Raw genomic sequence first — 26,382 nt, 5'->3', positions numbered from 1 at the left:
AAGTGTTACCTATGTGCTTTTAAAAATCTGTTACCTATGTCCTTGGTTGCACAAATTCGATGAAAAATGAAAAGTCAAGACTTGACCCCCCTCCCTTTTTTACAAGATGTTTGAAAATGAGCTTGAAAAGGAAAATTGATGCCAAATTATTGGAAAGAGATTTTGAAAATATAAAACGGAAAACTCAACTGGCAGCGTTCTAGAACTCCAGATAAAAATGACTTCGTCATTCTTGGAGAGAAATCACTCGTTGTTTTGGATGAACGCACCAATCAAATCGTTCGAGAAGGTTCATGCCGATCAAGCCTTCTGCTCCTTGTTCTTTTAAATCACGACATCCAACCTCTGCTTCAGGAAAAGTCATTTTTTTCCGTGGAGAGTTACCGGGATAATGACAAGTCGTCTGTCGATTCGGTATGGGAAATTTGCCATAAAAGAGGAATATCCGGGTTTTTGATGATCGCTCCTGTAAATTGGAGAGCCATCGCTCCATATTGAGGAAGGAGTTTCCCAACAGTTTCGTGAAATTGTTTTCGATCAGGATTGTGAACTATGAGAATTCCTTCCACTGGGAAACCATCTTCTTCACGATAATCAGCGAATGCGATCCATTCATCGGGATAATTTTTTTTGGCTTCTTCCCATGTTATTCTTTGATTCATGATGAATTCATACACGAAATGAAGACGAGAAGCAATGAACAGAAATGATTACCCCTGAAACTGCAGATGCGTATCGCCGATTTGGATTTCGTCGCCATTTGAAAGGACATGTTCTTCAACGCGCTCGCCATTGACAAAAGTACCATTGGAGCTGTTCAAATCCACAAGGACATATTCGCTTCCTTTTTGTACGATCTGGCAATGTTGACGACTGGCTTTTGCATCTTTCACCATAATCGTGTTCGACTCAGCACGACCGAGCGACGCAAGGCCATTGAGACCAAAGATAGCTCCTGCATCAGTGCCATCAACAAAGAGAATGCGAGAATGTTTTTTTGAAGAATCAGAAGATTTTGTTTTTTGCGTTTTCGCGGTGTCTTGAAGATGTGGATTTGTAGTCTCTGCGACTCCTGAAAAATAATGGGGCCCTTCTTCTTCGATAATATATCCAGACTCATCAGTCACAGGTTCTGTTCCACGAGATATCATCTGACTGATCGGAAGATCAGTGTCTGTGGTGAGAGGGCGCTCATCCTCTTCACTCGTATCCGCAATTTCTTGAGAGACAAAAGATGTTTCTTCAATCCCTTCAAAAACTGCTTCATATTTTTGTATATTTTCATTGACCGCAGCGATGATCGTTTCAAACTTGGTTATTTTTTCCTGCACTTCACCTACGCGTTGGGTAAAATCTCCTGCTTCAAATTCTCCCAATGAATGACGAAAATTAATTTCATCAAAAGCATTTTTGTGATTCTCAAGTTCCTTCTCAATTTTTTGTTTGGTCGTCGTCAGGCTCGCCAGTTCTTGATCAATGGCGCCCTTGGTTTCGAGCAATCCTTTTTTTGCCTCTTCGCGTCTCTGTTCGTAGTCCATACGAACGCGTCGATAGACAACATCTGAAACTTGAGGTTTGCTTTCCTCAATTTTTTGGAGTCGATCGACAATTAAACCCCATTGCTCACGAACCGCGACGGCATGATCGAGGAGTTCTTTGTTCAGGGGTATTTGCACTTTGGTTGTTTCTGCTTTTTCGGCCACTGCATCCTCCGATTTCTTCAAAAGAATCAGGTAGTTATTTTAAAGGTGAAGAGAGGGGCCCGTCAATGACGAAAATAAGAAGGCCCGAAAGGGCAAAAAAGAGCCCTTTAGCACTATCGCTAAAGGGCCCAAAAGGGGGGTATGGTAAAACCTAATGTTGTGCTTCTATGGTTATTATCGGAAGGAGAGGATGCAAATGTTGCTTACTTCAAGTGATTTCTTAATTTATCTGATAAATATATGAAAAATAATAACTTAAATAAGTGACGTGCACTTAATTGTGATTTTTCTCTGTTTTATTCAGTTTTATCCAAAATGAAGTGCACGGCACTTATTTTAAATATATCAAACGATAATTATAAAGAGAGCAACCTTTGAAGTGGGACTTCGATAAAAACTAAACACAGGAGGAAATATGGGAAACCCATCTTTTCAAATCGTCGGGCAATTGCGAACATGTAAAGACCAGAATTGTAAAGAGAGTGAATTGCAAAGTGCTTTTCCGGTAGATGTAAAAAAAGTGGTTGCTCTTATGCCAAACAGTGATGCTGCCTTGGTGGCAGCAACCATGTTACAAGGGACGCAGGAAGATGAATTTATTGATATCATCCTTCGTGAAACCAGTCTTCTCGATTCCTCTGGTCGGTTGATTCGTGTTTCGATACCTGCTCCTACAAACAACAGCAACGAACAACTTTCACAATTAAGAGCTTCCTTTTTTAGAGGTGAGATTAATGAGCTGAGTGGAACGAATAATTTTGCTCTTCAGCTTCTTGAAAAAATTCCACAAGCTCATAGGAGTACGTCACACCGGATGAGCATTATTGCGATGGATGATGGGATTCCTCTGTCAATAAAGCCTTTAGGTGTATCGCCAGATGAAATCAAATAATTTAAGTGCTGTGCACTTAATCGTCAGAAAGATGCATTATTTTGTTTCTATGAGTCGATTGACAACGCTCGGATCTGCAAGAGTAGATGTATCTCCCAGATCATGAATTTCACCTGCAGCGATTTTGCGTAAAATGCGGCGCATGATTTTACCGGATCGTGTTTTGGGAAGCGCGTCGGTGAAGTGCAGCACGTCAGGTGTTGCAATGGGACCAATCTCTTTGCGAACATGATCACGTAGTTGCTGTCGCACTTCACTGTTTGCGATAATATCCGGTTTTAATGTCACAAACGCATGAATACCTTGTCCTTTGATTTCATGCGGCGCTCCAACAACTGCTGCTTCGGTGACATGCGGATGTGAAACAAGAGCGCTTTCAACTTCTGCGGTTCCGATGCGATGGCCTGCAACATTGATGACATCGTCGACACGTCCCATGAGCCAATAGTAACCATCTTCGTCCTTACGTGCTCCGTCGCCGGTAAAATAGAATCCAGGAAACCGTGAGAAATACGTTTCTTTGAAGCGTTCATGTTGGCCGTAGACTGTACGCATGATTCCTGGCCATGGCTTCGCGATGACGAGGAGTCCACCTTCATTGGTTGCAGCTTCACTGCCGTCCTCTCGTAAAATTTTCGGCTCTACACCAAAGAAGGGGAGCGTTGCCGAACCTGGCTTTGTTGCGACTGCGCCCGGAAGGGGGCTGATCAAAATCCCACCCGTTTCTGTCTGCCACCAGGTGTCGATCACAGGACATGCTTCGTTCCCAATGGTTCGGTGATACCACATCCAGGCTTCAGGATTGATCGGTTCGCCAACAGTTCCGAGAATGCGAAGTGAAGAGAGATCATATTTTTTTGGCCAACTCTCACCTTCACGCATGAGCGATCTGATAGCGGTCGGAGCTGTGTAGAAAATATTTACTTTATATTTTTCGCAAATTTTCCAAAAACGTCCTGCATCGGGATACGTCGGTATTCCTTCGAACATCACACTCGTCGCTGCGTTTGCGAGAGGTCCATAGAGGATATAGCTGTGACCAGTGATCCAGCCGATATCAGCTGTACACCAATAAATATCTTGAGGATGATAATCGAAAACAAAACGATGAGTGGTTGCGGTATACACCATATACCCAGCAGTGGTGTGCAGAACTCCTTTTGGTTTTCCTGTGGAGCCTGAGGTGTAGAGAATAAAAAGGGGATCTTCTGCATCCATTTTTTCCGGCGCGCATGAAGTTGATTCATTTTTTGTGACATCATGAAACCAATGATCTCTTTTTTCATGCCACGAAATTTTTTCTCCTGTTCGTTTTACCACCAGACACGTAGTGACATGATTCCCCTGTGTAGCGGCTTTTTGTATGGCTTCATCAGCAGTCTCTTTGAGGGGAATCTGTTTTGTGCCACGATAGCTACCATCAGCTGTAATCAGAAATGAACTTTTGGCATCGCAGATGCGATCAGCCAGAGAATCAGCAGAAAATCCACCGAAGACAACACTGTGAATCGCGCCAATGCGAGCGCAGGCGAGCATGACAATGGGAAGCTCGAGAATCATGGGCATATAAATGGTGACACGGTCGCCTTTGCGAACGCCTAATTTTTTCAGTGCATTTGCAGTTTGGCAGGTTCGATCAAGCAGTTCTTGATAGGTGATGACCCCAGATTCTTTTGGATGGTTTCCTTCCCAATAAAAGGCGACTTTGCGGCCAAGTCCAGCTTCGACATGACGATCAAGGCAATTGACGGTGATGTTTGTCTTTGCGCCTGTAAACCAGGAAATAGAAATATGATCGTGGAAATCGTATTGCCGAACAGAGTTCCACTTTTGAAACCAAACAAAATCCTGTGCGATCTCGTTCCAAAAGGGTTCTGGAGCAGTGATCGATTCTTCATAAATATTTTTATAGTTCTCTAAACTTTTAATCCACGATCTTTCACGGGCACGCTCATGCGGCTCAAACCGCCGGTTTTCCGTCAGGACTGATTCGATGGTTTTCATTTACACTCCAACCGGATGCCAGGCGGTTTTCATTTCGATGAGATCTTCAATCCAATAGGGACTTTGCGCTTTACGGTTATCAAACCATTCTTCACTCTGCGGGGTTTGACGAATAACGACTCGCTTGATGTTTTCGGTTGCGGATTCTTGAATCAAACGAATTATTTTTTCATCTTTTCCTGAATAATCGATGGCGTTGATATCCATATGTTGTGCAAGAGGCGTGATCAGTTCTGATTTCAATCCGGTGATGATGTTGATCACTCCAGCAGGAAAATCGGACGTTGCTAAAATTTCTCCGAAAGTAATTGCCGAAAGGGGTGATATTTCTGAAGCTATTGCAACGACGGTATTCCCGCTGACAACTGCCGGTGCAATCTTGGAGATAAGTCCCAAAAGCGGTTTTTCCTCTGGAGCAATAACACCAACAACACCTGTCGGTTGCGGAGAAGTAAAGTTCCAATACGGAGCAGCCACAGGATTGATAGAGGAAAAAAGTTGAACATATTTATCAGCCCAGCCCGCGTACCATACCAGTCGATCCACAGCTAGCGCTGTTTCATGGGTAGCGTTTGGTTTGGTCACTCCTGTGGTCGCAATGATTTCTTCAATAAAAGTTTCTTTTCGACTCTCGAGCATTTCAGCTGCGCGATAGAGAATTTGTCCGCGATTAAAAGCTGAGCGATCTTGCCAAGCGCTTTGCGCTTTTCTTGCGGCACGAACCGCATCGCGAATATCTTTTCGCGATCCTCGACTTGCATTGGCAATCAGTTTTCCTGATTTTGTTTTGATTTGATAATAACGATTTGACTCTGATCGCGGAAATTTTCCGTCGATGTAGAGTTTGTACGTTTTTTGAATTGGAAGTCTGTTCATAGTTTCTCCCTTGTAAGTCATTGCGAGGAGCGTTAGCGACGAAACAATCCGACACAAGGTGTCGTCCCGAGCGAAAGCGAGGGATCTCCGGGAGATCCTTCGTCTTCGCCTCAGGATGACCTTCGGTCAGATCGCCACGCCCTTCGACAAGCTCAGGGCTCGCGATGACATTCTATATTAATTCAACATAAGCTTTGAGTCCGTGCAGCCCACCTTCGCGACCAAAGCCGCTCTCTTTATAGCCGCCAAACGGTGACGAAGGATCGAATTGATTAAACGTGTTTGCCCACACCACGCCCGCGCGCATTTTATTGACGATTTTAAAAATCTTTGAACCTTTGTCTGTCCACACTCCCGCTGACAATCCATACGGAGTGTTATTTGCTTTTTCGATAACTTCTTCTGGTGTGCGAAAAGTGAGGATCGAAAGAACAGGACCGAAAATCTCTTCGCGCGCGATGCGGTGAGACTGTGCAACATCCGTAAAGAAGCTTGGCTTAAACCAAAAACCTTTTTCAGGAAGCGAGCAATTGGTCTGATGAAGCTTCGCTCCTTCAGCAACGCCACTTTCTACGAGTTCGCAAATTTTTCCGAGTTGTTCTCTGGAATTAATAGCGCCGACATCGGTATTTTTATCGAGGGGATCTCCAACGCGCAGTGTTTGGAGCCGGTCTTCGAGTTTACGAATCACGGTTTCGTAGATTCCTTCTTGCACAAAAAGTCGTGAGCCAGCGCAGCAGACGTGACCCTGATTAAAATAAATTCCATTGATAATTCCTTCAATGGCTTGATCGATCGGTGCATCTTCAAAGATGATATTTGCTGCCTTGCCACCAAGTTCAAGTGTTAAATGTTTCTGCGTTCCAGCAACTGCTTTATGAATAATTTTTCCGACTTCGGTTGAGCCCGTGAATGCAATTTTATTGACGTCAGCATGATTGACGATCATTGCTCCTGTTTTTCCAAACCCAGGAACAATATTGACAACTCCTGGCGGAAGATCAGCCTCTTGAATAATTTCTGCAAGGTGGAGTGAGGTAAGGGGAGTTGTTTCTGATGGTTTCAAAACAACAGTGTTCCCACATGCGAGTGCCGGTGCGATTTTCCAGGAGGCCATGAGAAGCGGAAAATTCCACGGAATAATTTGTCCCGCGACCCCGAGTGATTTTGCCTGACGACCGGGAAAGGCATATTCGAGCTTATCGGCCCATCCAGCGTAATAGAAGAAATGAGCGGCTGAAAGAGGAAGATCGATATCGCGCGATTCGCGAATCGGTTTCCCTCCATCCATGGTTTCGATGATGGCAAGTTCACGAGCTTTTTCCTGAATCATCCGTGCAATGCGATAGATATACTTTGCACGTTCCGTCGGTTTCATTTTTGACCAAACTTTTTCATAAGCACGACGAGCTGCTTTCACCGCGTGATCGACATCAGCTTCGCCTGCTTCTGAAACGGTTGCGAGAACGTTTTCATTCGCAGGATTGATTGTCTTAAAAGTTTTTCCTGATTTAGCAGGAACAAATTTTCCGTCGATGAAAAGATCGTAATGTTTTTTCAGCTTCACATGATCTGGTTTTTCGAGAGAGGGAGCGTAGTCCCAAAGATCACCAAAGAGAAGCTGTCGAGTTTTGACGACTTCAAGATGCGGCTGAGTTACTTTCTGTTGTTTTGTCATAAATTCGTAAGGAGGCGAAAGAATGATTCGCACGGCGCATACGGGCATGTTACGGAGCAGAGCGTATTCCGAAGTGAAAAATTGTATTGGTTTTGAAATTTGAAGGCTGACAGCGGAAGACATTCAAATTTCGGAAAATCCAAACAATTTTTCACGAGAAATAGCGGAGCGCAGTATGCCAGCGCCGGAGAATTATTGTTTTGCCTCCTTTCCTTTATAAAAGTTAATCAATCGTGAAATATTCACCAGCTTGATAATTCCCCTTCATCTCTTTCATAATTTGCATGAGCAAATCATTCGTAAGTGTCGAAGCTCCGAATCGAAAATAGTCTTTGTTCAGCCACATATCACCAAGCGTCTCTTTGACCATGACCAAATATCGCAGTGCCTCTTTTGCTTCGCGAATGCCGCCCGCTGGCTTCATGCCAATCATTTTTCCGGTTTCGTACCAAAAATCGCGAATGGCTTCGAGCATCACAAGCGTCACAGGCCGTGTTGCTGCAGGAGAAATTTTTCCTGTGGAGGTTTTAATGAAATCAGCGCCCATTTCCATCGCCAGCCAACTCGCTTTACGAACATTGTCATAGGTTCCGAGTTCGCCTGTTTCCAAAATGACTTTGAGATGAGCAGGACCGCAGGCCTCTTTGACTTTCGCAATTTCATCGCCGACTTTTCGATAGTGACCGGAGAGAAAAGCTCCGCGATCAATCACCATATCGATTTCATCAGCGCCGAGTTGCACCGCACTTCGGACATCAGTCAGTTTAATAGAAAGAGGATATTGACCTGATGGAAACCCAGTTGCGACTGATGCGATTTTAATATCGGTTCCCGTAAGTTGACGTTTGGCTTCGGCAATGAAGTTTGGATAGACACACACCGCAGCGACAGAGGGGATATCGGAGTTTCCGGGAAGAGGATAGCGAGCTTTGGTGCACATAGCTCTGACTTTTCCGGCAGAGTCTGCTCCCTCAAGAGTCGTGAGATCGATCATGCTGAGCGCCAATTTAAGACCAGCAAGTTTTGCAGATGTTTTAATACTTCGCGTGGCGAGCCGCGCTACCCGTTCTTCGATGCCGACTTGATCAATGGTTGTATGAATCATCGTTAAGAACTCACTTCAAAACATTTTGCTGTTACGGGTCCTGTCACCTCCGTCGTTCCACCTCCCCGCTTGCGCGGGGCACCCCTGGGATCCGACGTCGGTGCCACCCGAATCATTTGTCAGTTTTGAAGTTGCGTTCTTAATCTTTTTTCATAAGCGAATCAACCATGATCTTGACACTCTCACCTGGAATCTTCAGGATGCCCTCCACTGGAGGACTTATGGAATATACCGACTATTTCCCTCATGTTCGTGAAGCATCAGAATGGTTCAAAAAACGAATAAAAATCACACCGCGTGTGGTGGTTGTTCTTTCAGGAGGCCTTGATCCTTTTATCGAAGGACTTTCGGAGAAAACAACGTTTGTGGCTGGAGATATTCCGCACTTCCCGGTGTCGCGTGTCGAAGGTCATGCAGGAAAGCTGCATATAGGAACCTATCAAGGAGTTCCGCTAATAGCGATGCAGGGTCGCCAACATTATTATGAAGGATATACTCCACAACAAATCGTCTTTCCCTATTTTGTCTTCAATCAATTAGGAGCTACATTTCTCATTACCACAAATGCAGTCGGGGGGATCAATTTTGCACTCGAAGCTGGCGACATTATGATGGTGACCGATCACCTGAATCTCATGGAAGATAATCCGCTACGTGGCATTGCGATCCAGCGTCAGTTTGATCAGTTTACGAGTATGATCGATGCGTATGATCCGGCGCTGCGCGAACTCGCACAAAAAATTGCGATGAAAGAAAAAATGACACTGAAAGAAGGAATCTTTGCTGGGGTCTCGGGTCCCAATTATGAAACGCCCGCTGAGATTCGCATGCTTCGCGCACTCGGTGCTGATGCCGTTGGGATGTCGACGGTGTTTGAAGTCATCGCAGCGCGATTTTTAGCCATGCGTGTGCTCACCTTTAACGCGATTGCCAATCCGGCTGCTGATCGCCATGAAGGTCCCATGAGTCACACGAATATTTTGCAAGCCATGGAAGCAATGTCGCCGAAACTTGTCAGGTTACTACAAGAAATTGTGGCATCTTTAAAATAACTATGGAGAAAATAATTATCGGCACGCGAGCCTCTAAGCTTGCTCTCGTTCAAACCAAGATCATCGCAGACGGTCTTCGGCAAAATGGTTTTGAAATCGATATCAAAGAAATCACGACAACGGGCGATCGCATCAAAACATCACTTGCTGAAAGTGGTGGTAAAGCACTTTTTGTGAAAGAACTTGAAGAAGCGCTTCTGGAGAAAAAAATTGATCTTGCAGTGCATAGTTTAAAAGATGTTCCCGGATTTCTTCCAAAAGGACTGACAATTGCGTGCACACCTAAGCGTGAGGATGCAAGGGATGTCGTGATAGTATGTGGCCCTACTGATGTAGGGGCGCACGGCCGTGTGCCCCTACCGATGTTGCCTCAGGGAGCGAAGCTCGGAACATCGAGTCCTCGCCGGCGGATTCAGTTACAGCGACTGCGCCCTGATCTTGAAATTGTTCCGATGCGCGGCAATGTCGATACCCGACTTAAAAAACTTGAAGCAGGAGAGTTTGATGCCATTGTTCTTGCGGCAGCAGGACTCAAGCGGCTTGGAATATTAGAGTCTGAAGGTCATTGCGAGGACCCTGAGAAGAAACGAAGGGGACGAAGCAATCTCATGCAGACAGTGCTTTCAGGAGATCGCCACGCCCTTCGGGCTCGCGATGACATTCTTAACAACTTTCACAGCAGCCAGCATATCGTGCATTTTGAATACCTTGAAACTTTTCGTTTCATTCCGGCCATCGGGCAAGGAACGCTTGCACTTGAAACTCGAGAGAATGATCAAGCACTGATAAGAGTTCTTCAAAAACTTTTTAACGACGAAGAGACCTGGATTGCAACCGAAGCCGAACGAGCTTTACTTCAAGCCATCGGTGGCGACTGCCACACTCCCGTTGGTGCTTATGCGCGAGTGCAAGGAGATGAAATTCTTTTGAACGCTTTTCTCGCTGGTGCCAAAGGGGAAAAATTTTTCTCAGTTCAGAAAAAGGGAAAGAAATCGAAAGCAAAAGAACTTGGGAAAGAAGCTGGTGAGAAACTTATTCGTCATCTCTGTTGAAATAACAAACAGTAGCACCAATTCCAAAGCCGAATATAAAAGCTCCCGTGACCAAAACCGCAGCGCGTGCTAATGGTATCCCGGTACTATTTGCCACTTGTTGATTGACTTGCTGAGCATTGATAAGAACAATCGGTGTAACTGCTTGCCCTCTCAACATTATATTTGTCATTTCCGCACGAAGAGTAAGGGCTGAAAGGCTTACTAACCGTGCTAAAAGTTTCGGTTGTGTTATCGAACCGTAAGATGTTGAAGGAAGAAGTGTGCTGATGCGGTAAGAAGTTGCTGTAACAAAGCTGGCAAATGCTTGATCAGGATGAATTCTGCGCGCATATACGAGAGCTTGTCCAAGAGCATAAAAAAATTCCCTCGGTGCGCGAGCAAGCGCTTCTGTGCTTCCGATTAACATGGATCTTAACCCTCCCAGGGAAATCGCTGCAGTCCTTCCTCCTTGCGCCTGGAGTACTGTAATGAGTTGCAGAAGTCCTTCTGTATCGGTGGGCATAACCATTGTCGCTCCGACATAGAGAGGTGGTAGATCCGAATCTTCAATTTGATTTTCATTGGGGATGTACAAAGCAATAGAAGGATCCAGTGCAGCTGACAGGGCAGTAATAATGTTTTCATTTCCTGCATACATTGGAAGTCGAGCAGTAATGAGATCTCGCAATTGTGCTTTGGACGCTGCATCGGAAGAGCGAGGAGTAATGAGTCCGTCTATGGAATCTTCTTCTTGTTGGACAGCGACCGCTATTTGATGCGCTTCATGAAGAGTTATTTCATTGCCAAGTAATTTTGGTTCATGGCCAAGAAATTTTGCTCGTTGAACAATTTTTTGAGCAAGCTCAGAAGTTGTCAGAGGCTCTTCATCGACGAGATGTGGATCAATCAGTTTTTGACGTAGAGTCTGTTCAACTGCGGAAATATCACTCCATCGGCAAGTTCTTTTATCATAAGCTTCATCGGAGAATGTGCAGAGTCGAAGTTCGACGAGATTTCGAAAATTGTTTATCGATGAATTGTTCTTTATCGTTAAATAACCATCGCCTTGGCCAACTCCTTCTTCATGATCAATTGCTTCTACAATGCTCAAGGCTTCAGAAGTACTGAGCGTTGGAATAGCTTCTCGAAGAGAAGCTGTTATCTCGTGCTGTGAAACTTTTTGTCCCGCAGAAGGTAAAAAGATCATATGTTCTCCTATCTGAGGTCCTCTTACAACTATTGTGCTGTCACCAATTGCACGCATAAAAATCTCCTTTGTTTTGCTTTTATTGTCTCGACGCTAACGTCAGAAAGTTGCTTTGAATATCTTTACTTGAAGCAACCCCATTTTCTACAAAGATACTCTTGATATTATACTTTTTGTATTATACTAACAGTATAAAATTTTCAAGGGGGAGGTTTCTATGAAAGGGTTTTTTTACGATACACTTTTGGATGAAGAAAATATCTGTAATCTCGAGAGAGAAAAGAAAATGCTCCAACAAGGAGTGCTCCAAAAGAAGAAATTTGTGGTTTGTGGTGCGCGAAATACTGGAAAAACCTCTCTTGTCAAAAATGTTGTGATTCCCTATTTTCAAAAAAAACATTCCAAAAGCTTTGCCCTTTTTGTCGATTTAATGGAGGTCAAGAGTCTTGAATCCATTCATCAAAGAATACAGATCGGTTTTGAATCCGCTTTTAGTTCTGCCTTTCCGGCAAAAAATCTTGTGGCGTTGACAAAGCAGTTTTTGTCACAATTAAGGCCCGAAGTGAGTTTTGATTCACTTACGGGATCGCCAACGCTTTCACTTGGAATCTCACGAGATAAAAAATCAATTTCATTTCTTGAAATCTTTACTATTATCAATAAAAAAATTTCAAAGAACATGTCAGTTCTTCTTGTTCTGGATGAATTTCAGGATATTGCTCTTATACCGGAAGCGCAGGGACTGTTTCGACAAGCATTTCAGGAATTGCGAAAAATCCCGCTTATTCTGATGGGATCAAAAAAACATATTCTTTCGCAACTTTTTGCAAAACCAAATGCTCCCCTCGCATCATTTGGTGAAGATCTTGAATTTGAAAAGATTGCGTATGAAGTCTATCATCAATATATTTCAGAGCGTTTTCACTTCCGAAAACTTAAGATCGATTTTCCAACAGCACGAGAACTTCAGGATGCTCTTTTCCGTATTCCAGAATCGATCAATATTGTTTGTGCTGATCTTTGTGAAAACCACGAACGAAAAAAGATTGAACCACAGGATATTTTCCAATCCATTGATCATGTACTTGAAAAACGTCGAAGTCGTTTTGAAGAGTGGCTTTCACATTTTTCCGAAAAAGAAGAAGAGATTCTTGTTGCTTTGGCAAAATTTGGACCGATCAAACATCCTACGAGCCAGGTTTTTTTAAAAGAGATACATTCTACGGCGCGAACTATAAGTCTTACCATTTCTTCCTTTCTTGATAAATCAGTGATTGAAAGGAATGAAGAAGGATTCTGTATTGCTGATCCTCTGCTTTTTTATTTCCTGAAAAAGTTTCGGTGATATTTCTTCAGAAATTCACCAGAAAAGTTGCTTTGTAAAATCTTGATGAATTGGACCACTTTTAGTGGTCCATTAAAAGTGGACCACTTTTAGTGGACAAATAGCTTCCTTTTTGTTACAAAAAGAACATGAAACCAAACAAGAATTTTAAATACGATGTCCTTATTGAAACAGATGATCTTTGCGATAGAAAGTTGGAGCAAACTGATTTGCTCAAGCGAGCGAAAGCTAAAAAACGCACCATTGTTTTTGCTCCACGACGGTATGGAAAAACATCTCTGGTGAAAAATGTCATTGGAACTGCCTTTTTTTCCTTAAGTCGTCGTCATCTTGTTCTTTTTTTTGATCTGATGGGAGTTCAAAGTCTTGAATCCATCGCAAAAAGATTTCACCACGGTGTTTCTTTTGCTCTTTCTCAACGCTTTCCTGTGAAAACGCTTCTGAGAGATGTTGGAGATTATCTGCGCGGACTTTCATTGCAAGTAGAAATGGATTCCGTAACGGGTCAGCCATCACTGTCACTCATATCCAAAACAAAAGAAGCAAAAGGAGAAATGCTGCACTTTATGGAAACTGTCAAAGAGCTTTCTCGTAAATATCCCACAATGATTATTTTGGATGAGTTTCCTGATATTACTTTTGTTCCTGAAGCAGAAGCTCTCTTTCGAAGTCTTCTTCAGGAACTTGGGGATACTGCGGTTTTTATACTCGGTTCAAAGCGTCATTTGCTGACGCTTATGTTTCAAGATGCACATGCTCCTCTTTTTCACTATGGTGATGAAGTTCATTTGGGCCCTATTCCTCTTCAAGATTGGCTTGTCTATTTCCGCGAGCGAATGAAACCAAAAAAGATTCTTCTTCATCAAGAAGAAATGGAATGGATCCTCGAAACTCTTTGCGATGTTCCAAATGCTATTTGTGAGTTTGGAGCATGGCTTCTTGAGAATATTGCTCCAGGAACGACATTCACGATAGGACACTTGAAACAGGAATTGGATAAAATGGTCGAAAGCAAACAGAGCTATGCGTATTTGCTTCAGAGTTACACAGAGAAAGAGTGTGGTGTGATGAGTGCTCTTGCGAGACAGCGCTTTACCTTGGAGCCGCATTCAGAAATGTTTTTGAAATTGGTCAACACTTCAAAATCGAGTGTTGGAAAAATCATGAAGAAACTTCTTGATCGAGGTCTGATCGAGTATGAACTTGAAAAAGGCTATCGTATTTCGGACCCACTTCTTGGACACTATTTGGCGACGCGTTAAACTGTCACTCCCTATTTTTTTGTGACGTTATGCCATACGTAAAGTTGTCTGGAAGCGTCATGCATTTGGAGCATAAATGCGAGGTCAATATCACCATCATTATCAAAATCACCCCAACGAATGTTGTCGGTAACTGGATAATTTTTACCTTTCTCATATTCAAACCTGAGCTGTAAGCTTTCACTTTTATCTTGAGGACTAATGCTACATACAACGGTGTTCATTTTCTCAGGCGCTGTTGAAGGAGAGCGCCAACAATGAATAGTACTTAATTTTTTGGGAAAAGGAATATCTGCGCTGTATCGATCTGGTTCTCCCACTGTATTACTTGTTCGTAGAAGTCTGGGCGATTGCTCCCAGCGAGTTGCTTCTGCTTCGGTTGCTTTTACTGCTGGGGAAAATTGTAATATTGTTTCTGCCATAAAGCCTCCTTTAGTTACTTGAATTTGTGCATGGTGTATGTCTTTGTACTTATCGATGAACTTCTAAAACAGTTGCGCGGAAATTTGGAAGGAGATTAGTTGAACTTCAAAGGAAAAACAATTCTGGTGACGCGCCCTCAGGAACAAGCAGAGAAGACAATTCGCGAATTTGAAGCCCAAGGAGCATCAGTGCTTCATATTCCTTTCATTGAAATTACAGATCCTTCGGATCATTATGCAACGCTTGATGAGGCGCTGGCGTCTCTTTTCCAATACCACTGGATTTTGTTCACCAGTGGAAATGCTGTTGCGCGTTTTTTTTCTCGTCCGCATGCCCCTTGTGGAAAAGATCTTTCAAGTCGCGTTGCAGCTGTTGGACCAGAAACAGCAAAGCTGCTTCATGACCTCGATGTGCACGATATGATTATTGCGGAAACTCCAAGTGCAGAGGGTTTATTGGAAATACTTCGAAATTACTCCTTTGAAGGAAAACGTGTTCTTTTTCCGCGAGCCAAAGAGGGGAGAGATATGCTTGTGCAGGGTCTTGAAAAAAGAGGTGCGATTGTCGATGTTGTTGAAACCTATCAAACCATCTTTCCCAAAGATTTTGATCACGAGCAGTTCATTCATCTTATGGACGAGGGAAAACTTGACGTCGTTCATTTTGCCAGTCCATCAGCAGTGAAACATTTTATGCAGATGATTCTGGAGAGAGGTCTTCAGGAAAAAATGTGTCGGCTTCAATTTTTGGCGATTGGATCTACCACTGAAACTACACTTCGTAATTATGGAATTGAATCTCTTGAAAATATCGAAAAATAATTATTCTTCCGCATTCTTCGGTTTTACCGTTACGATTCCAGTCCCTTCAATCTGAGCGCTCCCGATAGGCGGGTCATTAAAAGTTTTTTGGCGAATTTGAAAGGTGGTTGATGCTGATTTATCATCGTCAAATTTAAGAGCGATGGAGGTCAACGGAGGGGAGGCAAGTTGCAACGCTTCGGTGAGCCACTTTTCAGGTGGACCGGAAGTTTCGAAATTGGGTCCACCATCTTTGAACGAACATTTTGATTGCCACTGTTCGAGAATGTTTCCCTTAAAGCGAAGATTTACCACTGCTGCTTCTTCACCAGTTTTTTTATACACGAGTTCAAAGGAAACTTGTGGAATTTGGATTTCCAGTTTGCATTCACCCCCGGGCCACGTCGCAAGCATGCCTTGAACATCAGCAATGATTTCAGCATCGCCATTGATGACCGCAGTATCCGCTGCTGTTTCTCCTTTAAGGTGAATTCGATATTTAATTTCAAAGCTTTCAGGAGAATTTTCAAAAACATAACTTAACGTCACCACTCCATCAATGCCGACCAAAAGAATATTGTTTGCGCTTTCTGTGTCTGATCTCTGTGAAGGGGATTCAGGAAGAGCATCTTCCAACGGAGGCTCATCTTCTTGAAATTCTTCTTCGATCTCTTCATCTTCGTTCACCGGTTTCTTTTGGTCGTCTGATGGAAGAATCTCTTCTTCAAGGATATCTTCTGTGTTGTCCAAAGGTGTTTGAGCTGATGTCCTTGGAGAAGAAAAGGTCAGAAAAAAAGAAAAAAATAATATGGAGAAAAAAAGTTTCATGAAAGTTTGCCTTGCAAGTGTGTGATCGCTCCGCTATACAATCGACGTCTTGGTGATAGCAGTTAACTTCTTTCATTTCAATAGGTTGTTCGGGGGGCCTTAGGTTTTAAATCACCTTGGGCCCTTTACGTTTTTCAAGGATAAACCATGATTGAACGATATACCAGAAAAGAGATGGGAAGTGTTTGGAGTCAAAAAACGAAGTATGATCTTTGGCTTCAGGTCGAACTTGCAGTCTGCCGCGCTTGGGCAAAGCGTGGAGAAATTCCTGCTGCAAGTTTGAAGGTGATCGAAACAAAAGCATCCTATGACCTTGAACGGATTCCTGTTATTGAAGAAGAAGTGAAACATGATGTGATCGCTTTTTTGACGAGCGTTGCGGAAAAAGTAGGACCCGATTCGCGATTCATTCACCTGGGAATGACTTCATCTGATTTAGTTGATACCGCATTTGCGCTTCAACTCAAAAGAGCATCTGCGTTGATTCAGAACGATATTACAGAATTTTTAACTGTTCTCAAAATACAAGCCCACACCTATAAAGACACTCCGATGATCGGAAGATCACACGGCATGCATGCTGAGCCCATTACGTTTGGACTCAAATGTGCACTTTGGTACGAAGAATTTCTTCGTCACCAACATCGTTTTACGTTTGCGTGTAATGATATTGCGGTTGGGAAAATTTCTGGAGCTGTAGGAACGTTTGTTCATCTTTCACCTGATCTCGAAGAAGAAGTGTGTCATGAGCTCGGTATCAGAGCTGAGCCGGTTTCAACGCAAGTGGTTCAACGTGATCGTCACGCCTTTTTCTTTTCTGTGTTGGCAGGGATTGCAGCCTCACTTGAAAAAATTTCAACCGAGATTCGTCATTTGCAACGGACCGAAGTTTTTGAAGTTGCCGAGAGTTTTGGCAAAGGTCAAAAAGGTTCGAGCGCCATGCCGCATAAACGAAATCCCATTCTTTCCGAAAATGTGACGGGACTTGCACGGCTTGTAAGAAGTTACGCGCAAGCAGCACTTGAAAATGTCGCTCTCTGGCATGAGCGCGATATTTCTCACTCGTCTGTCGAACGTGTGATAGCTCCAGATGCGACGATTCTGGTCGATTTTATGCTTGCTCGTATGAAAAATGTTGTGGCCAACTTGGATGTCTTTCCAGAACGCATGGCAGCAAATTTAGAATCATCGCGCGGATTGTATGCATCCCAAAGTTTGTTGCTTGATCTGGTGCGTGCTGGCATGACACGCGAAGAGGCTTATAAAATTGTGCAATCTTGTGCGATGGAGTCATGGAAAACAGGAAAGCATTTTTACGATCTCATTGCTGCTGAGAAACAGATTCAAAAAAATCTTTCTGAAAAAGAGCTCGATGAAATTTTTGATTTGAAACAATATTTGAAACACATTGATACGATTTTTAAGAGGGTGTTTAAAGAATAACTATGTCATTCTCGCGTAGGCGGGAATCCAGTGAAATCCCCACCTTCGTGGGGACAAGCTTCTGGATCCCTGCCTTCGCAGGGATGACAAAATCAGTTTGGGATAGGAGTTATTATGTTAGCGAAAATTTATGTGACATTAAAAAAAGGTGTCCACGATCCGCAAGGAGAGACCGTACAACATGCACTCTCTTCCATGGGATATAAAGAGGTCGCCGGAGTTCGAGTCGGAAAATATCTTGAAGTGAAGCTGAATGAAACAAATCGTGATGCTGCAGAAATCAAACTTAAAGAGATGTGTGAAAAACTTTTAGCAAACACCGTGATTGAAAGTTATCGAGTTGAATTTGAGAATTAATTTAAAAACGGCCGAAGGAGGCGAGCCTCGAGCGGCGTCTTCAGACGCTGGAAACGAAGCCTCAATACCCAGCAGGCTGAAGCGCAGGCAAAAATCTGGCGTGTGAGGATTTTTGCCGTAGTGAGAGGTTGCCTCCGAGAGACGTTTTGAATTTGGAGTAATATGAAATTTGGTATCGTCATTTTTCCAGGAAGTAATTGCGATCACGACTGTCATCACGTGATTACCAACGTGCTCGGCGAAGAAGCGATTTTTTTGTGGCATAAAGAAACCTATCTTCAAGGTGTCGACTGCGTAGTCCTTCCGGGTGGCTTTTCCTATGGCGACTATCTTCGCTCAGGTGCTATGGCGGCATGCGCTCCCATTATGAAATCGGTTCGCGATTATGCGGCAAGTGGTGGTTTAGTCTTTGGCATCTGTAATGGATTTCAAATTTTGCAAGAGGCTCGTCTTCTTCCAGGTGCGCTCATGCGCAATAAATCTCTTTCATTTATTTGTAAGGATCTTTTTGTACGCGTTGAAAATAATGAAACACCGTTTACTTTTTCCAATCGTCGAAATGAAGTCTTAAAAATTCCGATTGCGCATATGGATGGAAGTTTTTTTCTTGAACCGCGAGGCTTGGAAAAACTGAAACAAAATAACCAAATTATTCTTCGCTATGCCACAGCATCCGGTGACCTTGATGATGATGCGAATCCGAATGGTTCTGTGGAATCAATTGCAGGGATTTGTAATGAAACCAAGAATGTTTTTGGTTTGATGCCGCATCCTGAGCGATGCTCAGAAGAAATGTTAGGGAATAGAGATGGATTTAAAATTTGGGAGTCGCTTTTACAATGGAACAAGCAACACAGATAACACCTGAGCTTATTGATCAGCATGGTCTGACACCAGAAGAGTATGCGCATCTCTGCTCGCTTCTCGGACGCGAACCGAATTTTACTGAACTCGGTATCTGTTCGGTCATGTGGTCTGAACATTGTTCGTATAAAAGTTCGCGCATACACTTAAAAAAATTTCCGACAAGTGGTCCTCGTGTCCTGCAAGGTCCTGGAGAGAACGCTGGGATTGTTGATATCGGAGATGGACTCGCTGTCTGTTTCAAGATGGAGAGTCACAATCATCCTTCATATATAGAACCGTATCAGGGGGCTGCGACCGGTGTTGGTGGAATCTTGCGCGATATCTTCACGATGGGGGCTCGCCCGATTGCAAATCTTAACAGTCTTCGTTTTGGAAAACCTGATCATCCCAAAACCAAACAGCTCGTAAAGGGTGTGGTTGCAGGCATTGGCGGTTATGGAAACACAATGGGGATCCCCACTGTGGGTGGAGAAGTTTCGTTTGATGAGTGTTACGATCAAAATATTTTGGTGAATGCTTTTACCGTCGGTCTTCTTGCATCGAATAAAATCTTTAAAGGGAAGGCTGCAGGCCTTGGAAATCCCGTTATTTATATTGGCTCCAAAACAGGACGAGATGGAATCCATGGAGCAACGATGGCGTCTGATGAATTTGATGAAAATACTGACGAGAGTCGTCCGACAGTTCAAGTCGGCGATCCCTTTATGGAGAAGCTTTTGCTTGAAGCCTGTTTGGAACTGATGCAGACCGATGCGATTATCGGAATTCAAGATATGGGAGCAGCAGGTCTTACATGCTCCTCCTTTGAGATGGCAAGTCGCGCAGCGATGGGGATGAAACTGAATTTAGATCATGTTCCACAGCGCGAAGAGGGGATGACAGCGTATGAAATTATGCTTTCTGAATCTCAAGAGCGAATGCTGCTTGTCGCGCAAAAAGGAAAAGAAGAAGTGGTCGAAGCCATTTGCAAAAAGTGGGACATCGATATGGCAGTTGTGGGTGAAGTGACCGATATGGGTCGGGTGCAGATTTATCATCATGAAAAGCTTGTGGTCGATATGCCGGTTGCACCCATTTCAGACGAAGCACCGCTGTATGATCGCCCGCGCAAAGAACCCGAAACACAGAAAATGTTCAATACACTTGATGTCGATGCGCTTCCTGTTCCTCGTGATTTTAATCACGTACTCTTAAAACTCATCTCTTCGCCAAACCTGAGTTACAAAGGATGGGTCTGGGAACAATACGATCATACGGTCATGACGAACACCGTCATCGGTCCCGGAGCTGATGCTGCGCTCATTCGAATCAAGGGAACAAAAAAAGCGATTGCGCTCACAAGCGATTGTAACAGTCGTTACTGTCTTTTGAACCCTTACACCGGCGCGGCGTTAGCAGTTGCTGAAGCAGCTCGAAATCTTTCCTGTGTTGGCGCAACACCTTTGGCAATTACCGATTGTCTCAATTTTGGAAATCCGGAAAAACCGGAAATCATGTGGCAGTTTGAGCAAGCGGTGCGTGGGATTTCAGATGCGTGTCGCGCGCTTGAAACACCTGTGATCAGCGGAAATGTCAGTCTCTATAATGAGACCAAAGGAAAAGCGATCAATCCCACGCCAACCATTGCGATGGTCGGTCTTTTGGATGATGTTGAAAAACATGCAACGCCTTGGTGGAAAGATGAAGGAGATATCATTATCCTTTTTGGAGCGAATACTGCGGAATTTGGAGGGAGTGAATATCTCTCCGTGATGCATGGAAAGACCGCAGGTCTTCCACCTCATTTGGATTTGCGTCAGGAAGTGGGGGTGCAGAAAATATGTCGTCTCGGCATCAAACGAGGATTTATAAAATCAGCGCATGATGTTTCGGAGGGAGGACTTGCGATCTGTTTGGCGGAATGTTCGTTCGCACGCCCCACAGGACTTCTTGGTGTAAAGGTTGAAATCGCTGAGGAAATAAGAGCGGATGCGATCCTTTTTGGTGAAGCTGCTTCGCGAATTGTTATTTCGGTAAGTCCAAATATGGTGGAAACATTTTTAACGATTGCCAAAGAAGAGGGAGTGAAGGCTACGGTGATTGGACAGGTTGGAGGTCGTTCGCTCTCCATCAATCAATGGATTCATACGGATTTAGTGGAACTCTATAATGTGTGGAAAGATGCGTTTGGGAAAATGTTTTCTTAAGGTATGTTTGCAAAGATCTGTATGTCATTGCGAGGAGTCCCCCACGAATCTTGGGGGACGACGAAGCAATCCGACACAAAGTGTCGTCCCGAGCGAAAGCGAGGGATCTCCGGGAGATCCTTCGGCTTTGCCTCAGGATGACCTTCGGTCAGATCGCCACGCCCTTTTGGCTCGCGATGACATCAGACCCTAACTAAAGGATTTATTCTATGTGCGGTGTGGTTGGAGTTTGGAATCATAATGAAGCAGCGAATCTGGCGTATCTTGCGCTCTGTGCACAGCAGCATCGTGGACAAGAGAGCGCTGGGATTATTTCTGTTTCGAATGAAACTTTTTATCGACATAAAGCGATGGGAGAGGCGCTCGATATTTTTACAAACGATGTGATTGCTTCGCTTCGTGGAAATGCTGCGCTTGGTCATGTGCGATATTCCACCACAGGATCTTCAACGATCGAAAATGCACAACCTTTTGCTGCAGGGGGAGCGCGGGAAGCGCTCGCGATTTCCCATAACGGAAATCTGACCAATGCACTCTATTTGAAAGAAATGCTCGAAAAAGAGGGAGCTGTTTTTCAGTCCACCATGGATACTGAAGTGATTATGCATCTGATTGCGCGCGAACGCGAAGGAACTTTAGTTGATCGCATTGCGCGTTCACTCATAAAAGTAGAAGGGGCCTACTCCCTGGTTTTTCTTTCAAAGGATATGCTCATTGCTGCTCGTGATCCTCGAGGTTTTCGTCCGCTGGTGATTGGAAAACTGGCTGATGCCTTTGTCGTTGTTTCTGAACCGTGTGCGCTCGATCTGATGGATGCAACATTCTTACGCGAAGTGGAGCCAGGAGAAATCGTCACCTTTGATAAAAAAGGGCTGCAGTCGTTCAAACCATTTCCTTCAGAACCAAAAAAAGCGCACTGTATTTTTGAGTACATCTATTTCGCGCGACCTGACAGTCACATTTTTGGTCGCGATGTTTATCCGATTCGAAAAGGATTTGGTCAGCAACTGGCGCGTGAACATCCGGTCGATGCCGATGTCGTGATTCCCGTTCCGGACTCAGGTGTCCCTGCGGCGATTGGGTATGCGCAGGAATCCGGTCTTCCGTATGAAATGGGACTGATTCGAAATCATTATGTCGGTCGAACGTTTATTGAACCGAAAAATGAGATTCGTCATTTTGGTGTTCGCGTAAAACTCAATCCAGTCAAAGAAGTGCTTCAAGGAAAACGTGTTGTGGTTGTGGATGATTCGATTGTTCGTGGAACCACATCGATGAAAATCATCAAGATGATTCGCGCTGCAGGAGCCAAAGAAGTCCACATGCGTGTTTCCAGTCCACCCATTACCTGGCCCTGTTTTTATGGTATTGATCTTCCGACGCGCGAAGAACTCATTGCAGCGAATCAATCGATCGAACAGATTCGTGCGTTTATCACGGCCGATTCTCTTGGCTATCTTTCCCACGAAGGGCTCTATTGGTTCAACAAGCTCGAATCGCGCGAATGGTTTTGCGATGCCTGCTTTACCGGAAACTATCCCGTCCCCCTCACCGACGCCCCGCATATTATGGAACAGGTAAAAAGTAAAAATTGACGCAACCTTTTGGGGCCATCGGCCGATAATCCATACGAGATGTCGGGGGAGTGGGAATTAACGGAGCGACCTTATGGCGATCAAAGGCCTTTCCCCCTGCCGTCCAAAGAGGGCAGAAACAAAAGAAGGTTCCTATAAAGATGTCGATAGGGGCGATACCCTTTGGGGTATTGCTAAAAAACATCTTCAAGAGACCACCGATTCAACCACTTTTACGGCAAAACAGATTTGGGGTGAAGTTCAACGTCTCACGGCGATCAATACGATCTTCAATCCCAATCTTATATCTGTAGGTCAGAGGATCTTTTTTTCTGAGAAAAAACCAGTCAAAACAGATCCCGTTCAACCAGAACCAACTCAAAGTCAACCCATCATTGAAACAGGCAGCGCAGTATCATTGTCGAATCAAACTCAAGCATTAGCAGAATCTGCAGAAGTTTATCCCTATAGCCTTGTGGCTGAAGGACAAGTGATTTCATATCGAGATCCTACGCCTTCGGAGCATCGTTGGCTGATGCGGAGAAATAGAATTGTCTCTCGTCTCTTCACTGTGCCCGAGGTCGCAAAGTATATACACGATTTTATCGCCTCAGAAATAAAGCTCTCGGGCAGAGAGACGGGTCTTACGGATAATGAGTGGAGCAACCTGTATCGACGAATGGTGAGCACGGATCAGAGATATGTGGTTGTCAAAGGGCGAATAAATGATGCTTTCCCGAAGGACCCACAACACCCAAATCAGCATATCTTGGCCTCGACCGTTTCGATTGGTGAGGGAAAAACGGCAATCTTTGTCGATACTGAATTCATCAATGCTCTTCATGAACCTCATGAATTTTTCACTGCCGCGATCAAGCGAATGGGACGAGATCCTCGTGACCCTCGTTGGATCAGCAAGCACATCTGGCGAGTCTTTGCGCATGAACGTCTCCATAAGGACACAGAATGGATTGAGAATGGAAGGTGGGTTACTACCATTGAAGATCACAGCATTCTCGATGCCATCGCGATGGACATAGCTGAGACTCTCGATGCTCTCGATCAAAGGGGCGAGCTTCCCGATCTTTCGGAAGGTCCTGTTAACACGCGCGTCGCATCGCTTTAAATCCTCCTCTTTAAAGGAAACAGGCCCTAAATGGGAGGTTTTATGGCAGGACCGCCACTAGTAGACCCGGGAAAACCAGCTATCAAAGGCGCAGGTCAGCCCGATGCTTCAACGAGCATCCCTCCGCATTTTGATGGAGATGCTGGAGCCTCCTCGCCCCCACAACCAAATTTAGAACATTTACCCACTGGATGGGACTCAAACGGTGTTTTTCGATCAGGTTTTCCGGTGGACAAAAATATAAGACCACTTCAGTTTGAAAGGTTAATTTTTACAAGAACACAACAAATATTACAGAAACCGGGTGAAACAAGCGGACAACTCCATGAAAGACTTCGTGAACAAGCTACTAAAAGTATGTCAGCAATACGGAAGCCAACACAGGTCATTACTCCCTCATGGCTCACTGTAGATGCGAGCAAGATGCTGGGCATCAAAGACGCAGTTCTTGTTTCAACTTCAACCTGTGTGCATGAGCTACCATCCAGAATTTTCGTAGGTATCCTTAAAGCAGGCTGGGTTCAACAATTGAGCGATAACGGATATCAATATACCCTATATGATCTCGGAAGAAAGCTAACTTCTGCTGAAAAAAATGCGCTTTACGATGCTATGAGAGTTTGAGGTTAATAAATCCCTTCTCGGCCCTTACACCAATTCATAACGTGCCCCCTCACCGACGCCCCGCATATTATGGAACAGGTAAAAAGCCGCAACCTTTCATAAAATCCAGCGATAAGTGACACAGTGCAGCTGATGCAGTGTGTCTTGGCAAGACTTGACTCAAAGATTAGGCCTATGACCATGAACTCAACATTTTTTAGTTTCAAGGAAACCAAACTGGCTCACATTTCTCAAAAATCTTCACCAGTTTGGTGCTTAACTTTCTACTCTCTCGTTTTTGTTCTTTGCCCTCTGGTCTTAAATTCTTGCAGCGGCAGTGGTGGGCAGTTTGCGGATATGCGTCTGCAGGAATTCGGTGAAACACGTATTACGGAATCCAAAAAAACAACGATCACGATTGGAAATCCGAGTACCACAGAAGAGCAGCATCTCCGGCTCGTGAAATTTGATGCGGTCAGTAATGCCGCAGGTCATTTTCATCTCGACTCCATTATGGTTGGAGATCAAATTGTTTCTCCTCAAGATATTGTTGTTCCACCGGGAAGTATTCTGAAATTACAATTCACCTATTCTCCTCTTAATTTAGAAACGTCACTCGCAAATTACGGTGGTTGGGAAACAGGTGTTCCGGAAAGATGGCAACCTCAGCCTCTCGAGGAAGCAACAAACGAAGGCATAGAAAAGGGCGGAGCCCTGCAGAGGGCGATTGTGCAATTGGTGTACGATTTTCCGCGCGAGGGGATTGTTTTTGTGCAGCTTGTCGGGAAGGCCCTTCCAGGGCCGCGAGGAGAAGAAGAGAGTGGTGTCGTTCCTGGTGAATGCAGTCCAGGTGATGGGACGGCATGTTACACGGGTGGATTTGCGCTCGATATTCCGGGACTGATTCCCGACGGCCCAAAAGATTTGGAACTGACCGGTCCTGTTCGTCTTTCGATTTCTGGAACTGCTGCAACGCTTCGTATGGACGAGTTTCCACCGGTCGTGATGTATTTGCGAAGTCAGGAAATTTCTCAACTTCCGTCAGGTGTTACGGCGACACTTATTATTTCAGGAGCGCCAGGAGAAGTGGCTGAAGGAACGTTCGATGGTTCGCGTTTGGAACTTTCCAATGTTGCGTTTCGTATTCGCGTGGTGCTTGGTGAAGTGCCGGTCGATCAGGTTACGGTGGGAATGGCGGCCATTGTCGATATCGTGATTGAGAAACTTACATTGAAAACCATTGAACCTTATGATCACGGTGAAATCGCTCTTCATTTGGAGACAACGCTTTCTTCGCATCCCACTGGCAACGAACTCTTTGATCAGTTCTTAGGTGGTGCTGATGTCATTGTCGTCATGCGCGGTGAACTCGCCCTTTGAGAACTTGTGCCACTTCTGAAGCTATGCTAGTTTATATGCATGGCGATGCTTAAACTTGAAAAAGATGATCCAAAAAAAGAACTTGAGTTTGATGTCAAGTGCAGTCTCACTTTTACGCAAGCCCAGCGTATTCGCAAACTTCTTGAACTCTCACAACGTATGTTGAAACTTGCAAAGAAATATGAAGATCGAAAACCTTATCAAATTCTTAAACGAAAATAGAGTTCATTATGCGATCATCGGTGCTCAGGCATGTGCAGCGCACGGTTTTGTTCGGGCAACGGAAGATATCGATATACTCGTTGACCCAGAAGAAGAAAATATTCTCCGTGTTAAAAGCGCTCTGGAAATGTTTGGTTATGACACGGCAGATGCAAGTGTACAGGATTTTCAAACCCGAAAAATTCTTTTTCGCCAATACTGGATTGAAACAGATATTCACCCCTTTGCAGCCGGAATAGAAACGAAATCAGCATTGCAGAACAAAGTTCCAGGTGAGTACGAAGGCGTACCAACATTTTTTGCTTCCCTTGATGATCTCATCAAAATGAAAAAAGCAGCTGGACGACCGAAAGATAAAGAAGATCTTCGATATCTTCGAGAAATCAAGCGTCAAAAAGAGAAACAAAAAAAATAA

At 44.2% G+C, this 26,382-nt stretch carries 25 protein-coding genes; 16 read left to right on the top strand and 9 right to left on the bottom strand.

Annotated elements, in window-relative coordinates; genetic code table 11:
* Positions 1-380 precede the first annotated feature (380 nt).
* Both A3C46_09535 and A3C46_09530 read right to left on the bottom strand, forming a co-directional pair.
* Positions 381-662: a hypothetical protein gene (locus A3C46_09535; GenBank protein OGQ22506.1), complete on the bottom strand. Its 282-nt coding sequence runs from the start codon at positions 660-662 to the stop codon at positions 381-383.
* Between the two features lie 48 nt (positions 663-710).
* A complete protein-coding gene (locus A3C46_09530) occupies positions 711-1,703 on the bottom strand; it encodes a hypothetical protein (protein ID OGQ22505.1) in 993 nt (330 codons plus the stop codon).
* Between the two features lie 415 nt (positions 1,704-2,118).
* Between A3C46_09530 and A3C46_09525 the strand changes: the two genes are divergently transcribed.
* Complete coding sequence (locus A3C46_09525) at positions 2,119-2,595, top strand: hypothetical protein (protein OGQ22504.1); 477 nt, start codon at positions 2,119-2,121, stop codon at positions 2,593-2,595.
* Between the two features lie 36 nt (positions 2,596-2,631).
* Here the strand turns inward: A3C46_09525 and A3C46_09520 are convergent, their stop codons facing one another.
* From A3C46_09520 to A3C46_09505, 4 genes are all read right to left on the bottom strand, one after another.
* Positions 2,632-4,599: an acetate--CoA ligase gene (locus A3C46_09520; protein OGQ22503.1), complete on the bottom strand. Its 1,968-nt coding sequence runs from the start codon at positions 4,597-4,599 to the stop codon at positions 2,632-2,634.
* Positions 4,600-5,475 carry an aldehyde dehydrogenase gene (locus tag A3C46_09515; protein ID OGQ22502.1) on the bottom strand — a complete coding sequence of 292 codons (876 nt, stop codon included), beginning with the start codon at positions 5,473-5,475 and terminating at the stop codon, positions 4,600-4,602.
* Positions 5,476-5,647: 172 nt separating this feature from the next.
* Complete coding sequence (locus tag A3C46_09510) at positions 5,648-7,042, bottom strand: betaine-aldehyde dehydrogenase (GenBank protein ID OGQ22516.1); 1,395 nt, start codon at positions 7,040-7,042, stop codon at positions 5,648-5,650.
* 334 nt (positions 7,043-7,376) lie between these two features.
* The gene (locus A3C46_09505; GenBank protein OGQ22501.1) at positions 7,377-8,258 is read right to left on the bottom strand and encodes a deoxyribose-phosphate aldolase; all 882 of its coding nucleotides are present in this window, start codon (positions 8,256-8,258) and stop codon (positions 7,377-7,379) included.
* A gap of 221 nt (positions 8,259-8,479) precedes the next feature.
* Here A3C46_09505 and A3C46_09500 point away from each other — a divergent pair, with 221 nt between their 5' ends.
* Both A3C46_09500 and A3C46_09495 read left to right on the top strand, forming a co-directional pair.
* Complete coding sequence (locus A3C46_09500) at positions 8,480-9,310, top strand: purine-nucleoside phosphorylase (GenBank protein OGQ22500.1); 831 nt, start codon at positions 8,480-8,482, stop codon at positions 9,308-9,310.
* A 2-nt stretch (positions 9,311-9,312) separates the two neighbouring features.
* The gene (locus tag A3C46_09495; protein OGQ22499.1) at positions 9,313-10,362 is read left to right on the top strand and encodes a hypothetical protein; all 1,050 of its coding nucleotides are present in this window, start codon (positions 9,313-9,315) and stop codon (positions 10,360-10,362) included.
* Here the strand turns inward: A3C46_09495 and A3C46_09490 are convergent.
* On the bottom strand, positions 10,343-11,608 hold the full coding sequence (locus A3C46_09490; GenBank protein OGQ22498.1) for a hypothetical protein: 1,266 nt from the start codon (positions 11,606-11,608) through the stop codon (positions 10,343-10,345). The two genes, A3C46_09495 and A3C46_09490, sit on opposite strands and share 20 nt — an antisense overlap.
* A gap of 160 nt (positions 11,609-11,768) precedes the next feature.
* On the opposite strand from A3C46_09490, the gene A3C46_09485 reads away from it, so the two are divergent.
* Together A3C46_09485 and A3C46_09480 are read left to right on the top strand one after the other, a co-directional pair.
* Positions 11,769-12,896 carry a hypothetical protein gene (locus A3C46_09485; protein ID OGQ22497.1) on the top strand — a complete coding sequence of 376 codons (1,128 nt, stop codon included), beginning with the start codon at positions 11,769-11,771 and terminating at the stop codon, positions 12,894-12,896.
* A gap of 128 nt (positions 12,897-13,024) precedes the next feature.
* On the top strand, positions 13,025-14,158 hold the full coding sequence (locus A3C46_09480; protein OGQ22496.1) for a hypothetical protein: 1,134 nt from the start codon (positions 13,025-13,027) through the stop codon (positions 14,156-14,158).
* A gap of 11 nt (positions 14,159-14,169) precedes the next feature.
* On the opposite strand, the gene A3C46_09475 is transcribed toward A3C46_09480, so the two are convergent.
* Positions 14,170-14,580 carry a hypothetical protein gene (locus tag A3C46_09475; GenBank protein OGQ22495.1) on the bottom strand — a complete coding sequence of 137 codons (411 nt, stop codon included), beginning with the start codon at positions 14,578-14,580 and terminating at the stop codon, positions 14,170-14,172.
* 99 nt (positions 14,581-14,679) lie between these two features.
* Here A3C46_09475 and A3C46_09470 point away from each other — a divergent pair, with 99 nt between their 5' ends.
* The gene (locus A3C46_09470; protein ID OGQ22494.1) at positions 14,680-15,402 is read left to right on the top strand and encodes a hypothetical protein; all 723 of its coding nucleotides are present in this window, start codon (positions 14,680-14,682) and stop codon (positions 15,400-15,402) included.
* Here A3C46_09470 and A3C46_09465 read toward each other — a convergent pair whose 3' ends face one another.
* Positions 15,403-16,209 carry a hypothetical protein gene (locus A3C46_09465; protein OGQ22493.1) on the bottom strand — a complete coding sequence of 269 codons (807 nt, stop codon included), beginning with the start codon at positions 16,207-16,209 and terminating at the stop codon, positions 15,403-15,405.
* 147 nt (positions 16,210-16,356) lie between these two features.
* Here A3C46_09465 and A3C46_09460 point away from each other — a divergent pair, with 147 nt between their 5' ends.
* From A3C46_09460 to A3C46_09415, 10 genes are all read left to right on the top strand, one after another.
* Complete coding sequence (locus A3C46_09460) at positions 16,357-17,652, top strand: adenylosuccinate lyase (protein OGQ22492.1); 1,296 nt, start codon at positions 16,357-16,359, stop codon at positions 17,650-17,652.
* Between the two features lie 114 nt (positions 17,653-17,766).
* The gene (locus A3C46_09455) at positions 17,767-18,009 is read left to right on the top strand and encodes a phosphoribosylformylglycinamidine synthase (protein OGQ22491.1); all 243 of its coding nucleotides are present in this window, start codon (positions 17,767-17,769) and stop codon (positions 18,007-18,009) included.
* 162 nt (positions 18,010-18,171) lie between these two features.
* Positions 18,172-18,870: a phosphoribosylformylglycinamidine synthase I gene (locus A3C46_09450; GenBank protein OGQ22490.1), complete on the top strand. Its 699-nt coding sequence runs from the start codon at positions 18,172-18,174 to the stop codon at positions 18,868-18,870.
* Complete coding sequence (locus A3C46_09445; GenBank protein OGQ22489.1) at positions 18,849-21,062, top strand: phosphoribosylformylglycinamidine synthase II; 2,214 nt, start codon at positions 18,849-18,851, stop codon at positions 21,060-21,062. The genes A3C46_09450 and A3C46_09445 overlap by 22 nt, the downstream gene beginning before the upstream one ends.
* A gap of 209 nt (positions 21,063-21,271) precedes the next feature.
* Positions 21,272-22,657: an amidophosphoribosyltransferase gene (locus A3C46_09440; protein OGQ22488.1), complete on the top strand. Its 1,386-nt coding sequence runs from the start codon at positions 21,272-21,274 to the stop codon at positions 22,655-22,657.
* Positions 22,658-22,730: 73 nt separating this feature from the next.
* Positions 22,731-23,762: a hypothetical protein gene (locus tag A3C46_09435; GenBank protein ID OGQ22487.1), complete on the top strand. Its 1,032-nt coding sequence runs from the start codon at positions 22,731-22,733 to the stop codon at positions 23,760-23,762.
* 30 nt (positions 23,763-23,792) lie between these two features.
* Positions 23,793-24,386: a hypothetical protein gene (locus A3C46_09430; GenBank protein OGQ22486.1), complete on the top strand. Its 594-nt coding sequence runs from the start codon at positions 23,793-23,795 to the stop codon at positions 24,384-24,386.
* A gap of 174 nt (positions 24,387-24,560) precedes the next feature.
* Positions 24,561-25,745, top strand: a complete 1,185-nt coding sequence (locus A3C46_09425) for a hypothetical protein (GenBank protein OGQ22485.1) — start codon at positions 24,561-24,563, stop codon at positions 25,743-25,745.
* Positions 25,746-25,784: 39 nt separating this feature from the next.
* A complete protein-coding gene (locus A3C46_09420) occupies positions 25,785-25,967 on the top strand; it encodes a hypothetical protein (protein ID OGQ22484.1) in 183 nt (60 codons plus the stop codon).
* Positions 25,927-26,382, top strand: a complete 456-nt coding sequence (locus A3C46_09415; protein ID OGQ22483.1) for a hypothetical protein — start codon at positions 25,927-25,929, stop codon at positions 26,380-26,382. Before A3C46_09420 ends, A3C46_09415 begins: the two co-directional genes overlap by 41 nt.

It is taken from the genome of Deltaproteobacteria bacterium RIFCSPHIGHO2_02_FULL_44_16 (assembly GCA_001798185.1).
GTDB lineage: Bacteria > UBA10199 > UBA10199 > 2-02-FULL-44-16 > 2-02-FULL-44-16 > 2-02-FULL-44-16.
The sequence above is the reverse complement of the archived record's forward strand: the minus strand, read 5'-3'. Positions and strand labels throughout refer to the sequence as shown.

What these genes read in the sequence shown, in the direction of transcription:
- A3C46_09535 (OGQ22506.1), bottom strand. Translation starts at nt 662, where the DNA reads ATGAATCAAAGAATAACATGGGAAGAAGCCAAAAAAAATTATCCCGAT.
- A3C46_09525 (OGQ22504.1), top strand. Translation starts at nt 2,119, where the DNA reads ATGGGAAACCCATCTTTTCAAATCGTCGGGCAATTGCGAACATGTAAA.
- A3C46_09520 (OGQ22503.1), bottom strand. Translation starts at nt 4,599, where the DNA reads ATGAAAACCATCGAATCAGTCCTGACGGAAAACCGGCGGTTTGAGCCG.
- A3C46_09515 (OGQ22502.1), bottom strand. Translation starts at nt 5,475, where the DNA reads ATGAACAGACTTCCAATTCAAAAAACGTACAAACTCTACATCGACGGA.
- A3C46_09505 (OGQ22501.1), bottom strand. Translation starts at nt 8,258, where the DNA reads ATGATTCATACAACCATTGATCAAGTCGGCATCGAAGAACGGGTAGCG.
- A3C46_09500 (OGQ22500.1), top strand. Translation starts at nt 8,480, where the DNA reads ATGGAATATACCGACTATTTCCCTCATGTTCGTGAAGCATCAGAATGG.
- A3C46_09495 (OGQ22499.1), top strand. Translation starts at nt 9,313, where the DNA reads ATGGAGAAAATAATTATCGGCACGCGAGCCTCTAAGCTTGCTCTCGTT.
- A3C46_09490 (OGQ22498.1), bottom strand. Translation starts at nt 11,608, where the DNA reads ATGCGTGCAATTGGTGACAGCACAATAGTTGTAAGAGGACCTCAGATA.
- A3C46_09485 (OGQ22497.1), top strand. Translation starts at nt 11,769, where the DNA reads ATGAAAGGGTTTTTTTACGATACACTTTTGGATGAAGAAAATATCTGT.
- A3C46_09480 (OGQ22496.1), top strand. Translation starts at nt 13,025, where the DNA reads ATGAAACCAAACAAGAATTTTAAATACGATGTCCTTATTGAAACAGAT.
- A3C46_09475 (OGQ22495.1), bottom strand. Translation starts at nt 14,580, where the DNA reads ATGGCAGAAACAATATTACAATTTTCCCCAGCAGTAAAAGCAACCGAA.
- A3C46_09465 (OGQ22493.1), bottom strand. Translation starts at nt 16,209, where the DNA reads ATGAAACTTTTTTTCTCCATATTATTTTTTTCTTTTTTTCTGACCTTT.
- A3C46_09460 (OGQ22492.1), top strand. Translation starts at nt 16,357, where the DNA reads ATGATTGAACGATATACCAGAAAAGAGATGGGAAGTGTTTGGAGTCAA.
- A3C46_09455 (OGQ22491.1), top strand. Translation starts at nt 17,767, where the DNA reads ATGTTAGCGAAAATTTATGTGACATTAAAAAAAGGTGTCCACGATCCG.
- A3C46_09450 (OGQ22490.1), top strand. Translation starts at nt 18,172, where the DNA reads ATGAAATTTGGTATCGTCATTTTTCCAGGAAGTAATTGCGATCACGAC.
- A3C46_09445 (OGQ22489.1), top strand. Translation starts at nt 18,849, where the DNA reads ATGGAACAAGCAACACAGATAACACCTGAGCTTATTGATCAGCATGGT.
- A3C46_09440 (OGQ22488.1), top strand. Translation starts at nt 21,272, where the DNA reads ATGTGCGGTGTGGTTGGAGTTTGGAATCATAATGAAGCAGCGAATCTG.
- A3C46_09435 (OGQ22487.1), top strand. Translation starts at nt 22,731, where the DNA reads ATGGCGATCAAAGGCCTTTCCCCCTGCCGTCCAAAGAGGGCAGAAACA.
- A3C46_09430 (OGQ22486.1), top strand. Translation starts at nt 23,793, where the DNA reads ATGGGAGGTTTTATGGCAGGACCGCCACTAGTAGACCCGGGAAAACCA.
- A3C46_09425 (OGQ22485.1), top strand. Translation starts at nt 24,561, where the DNA reads ATGACCATGAACTCAACATTTTTTAGTTTCAAGGAAACCAAACTGGCT.
- A3C46_09420 (OGQ22484.1), top strand. Translation starts at nt 25,785, where the DNA reads ATGGCGATGCTTAAACTTGAAAAAGATGATCCAAAAAAAGAACTTGAG.
- A3C46_09415 (OGQ22483.1), top strand. Translation starts at nt 25,927, where the DNA reads ATGAAGATCGAAAACCTTATCAAATTCTTAAACGAAAATAGAGTTCAT.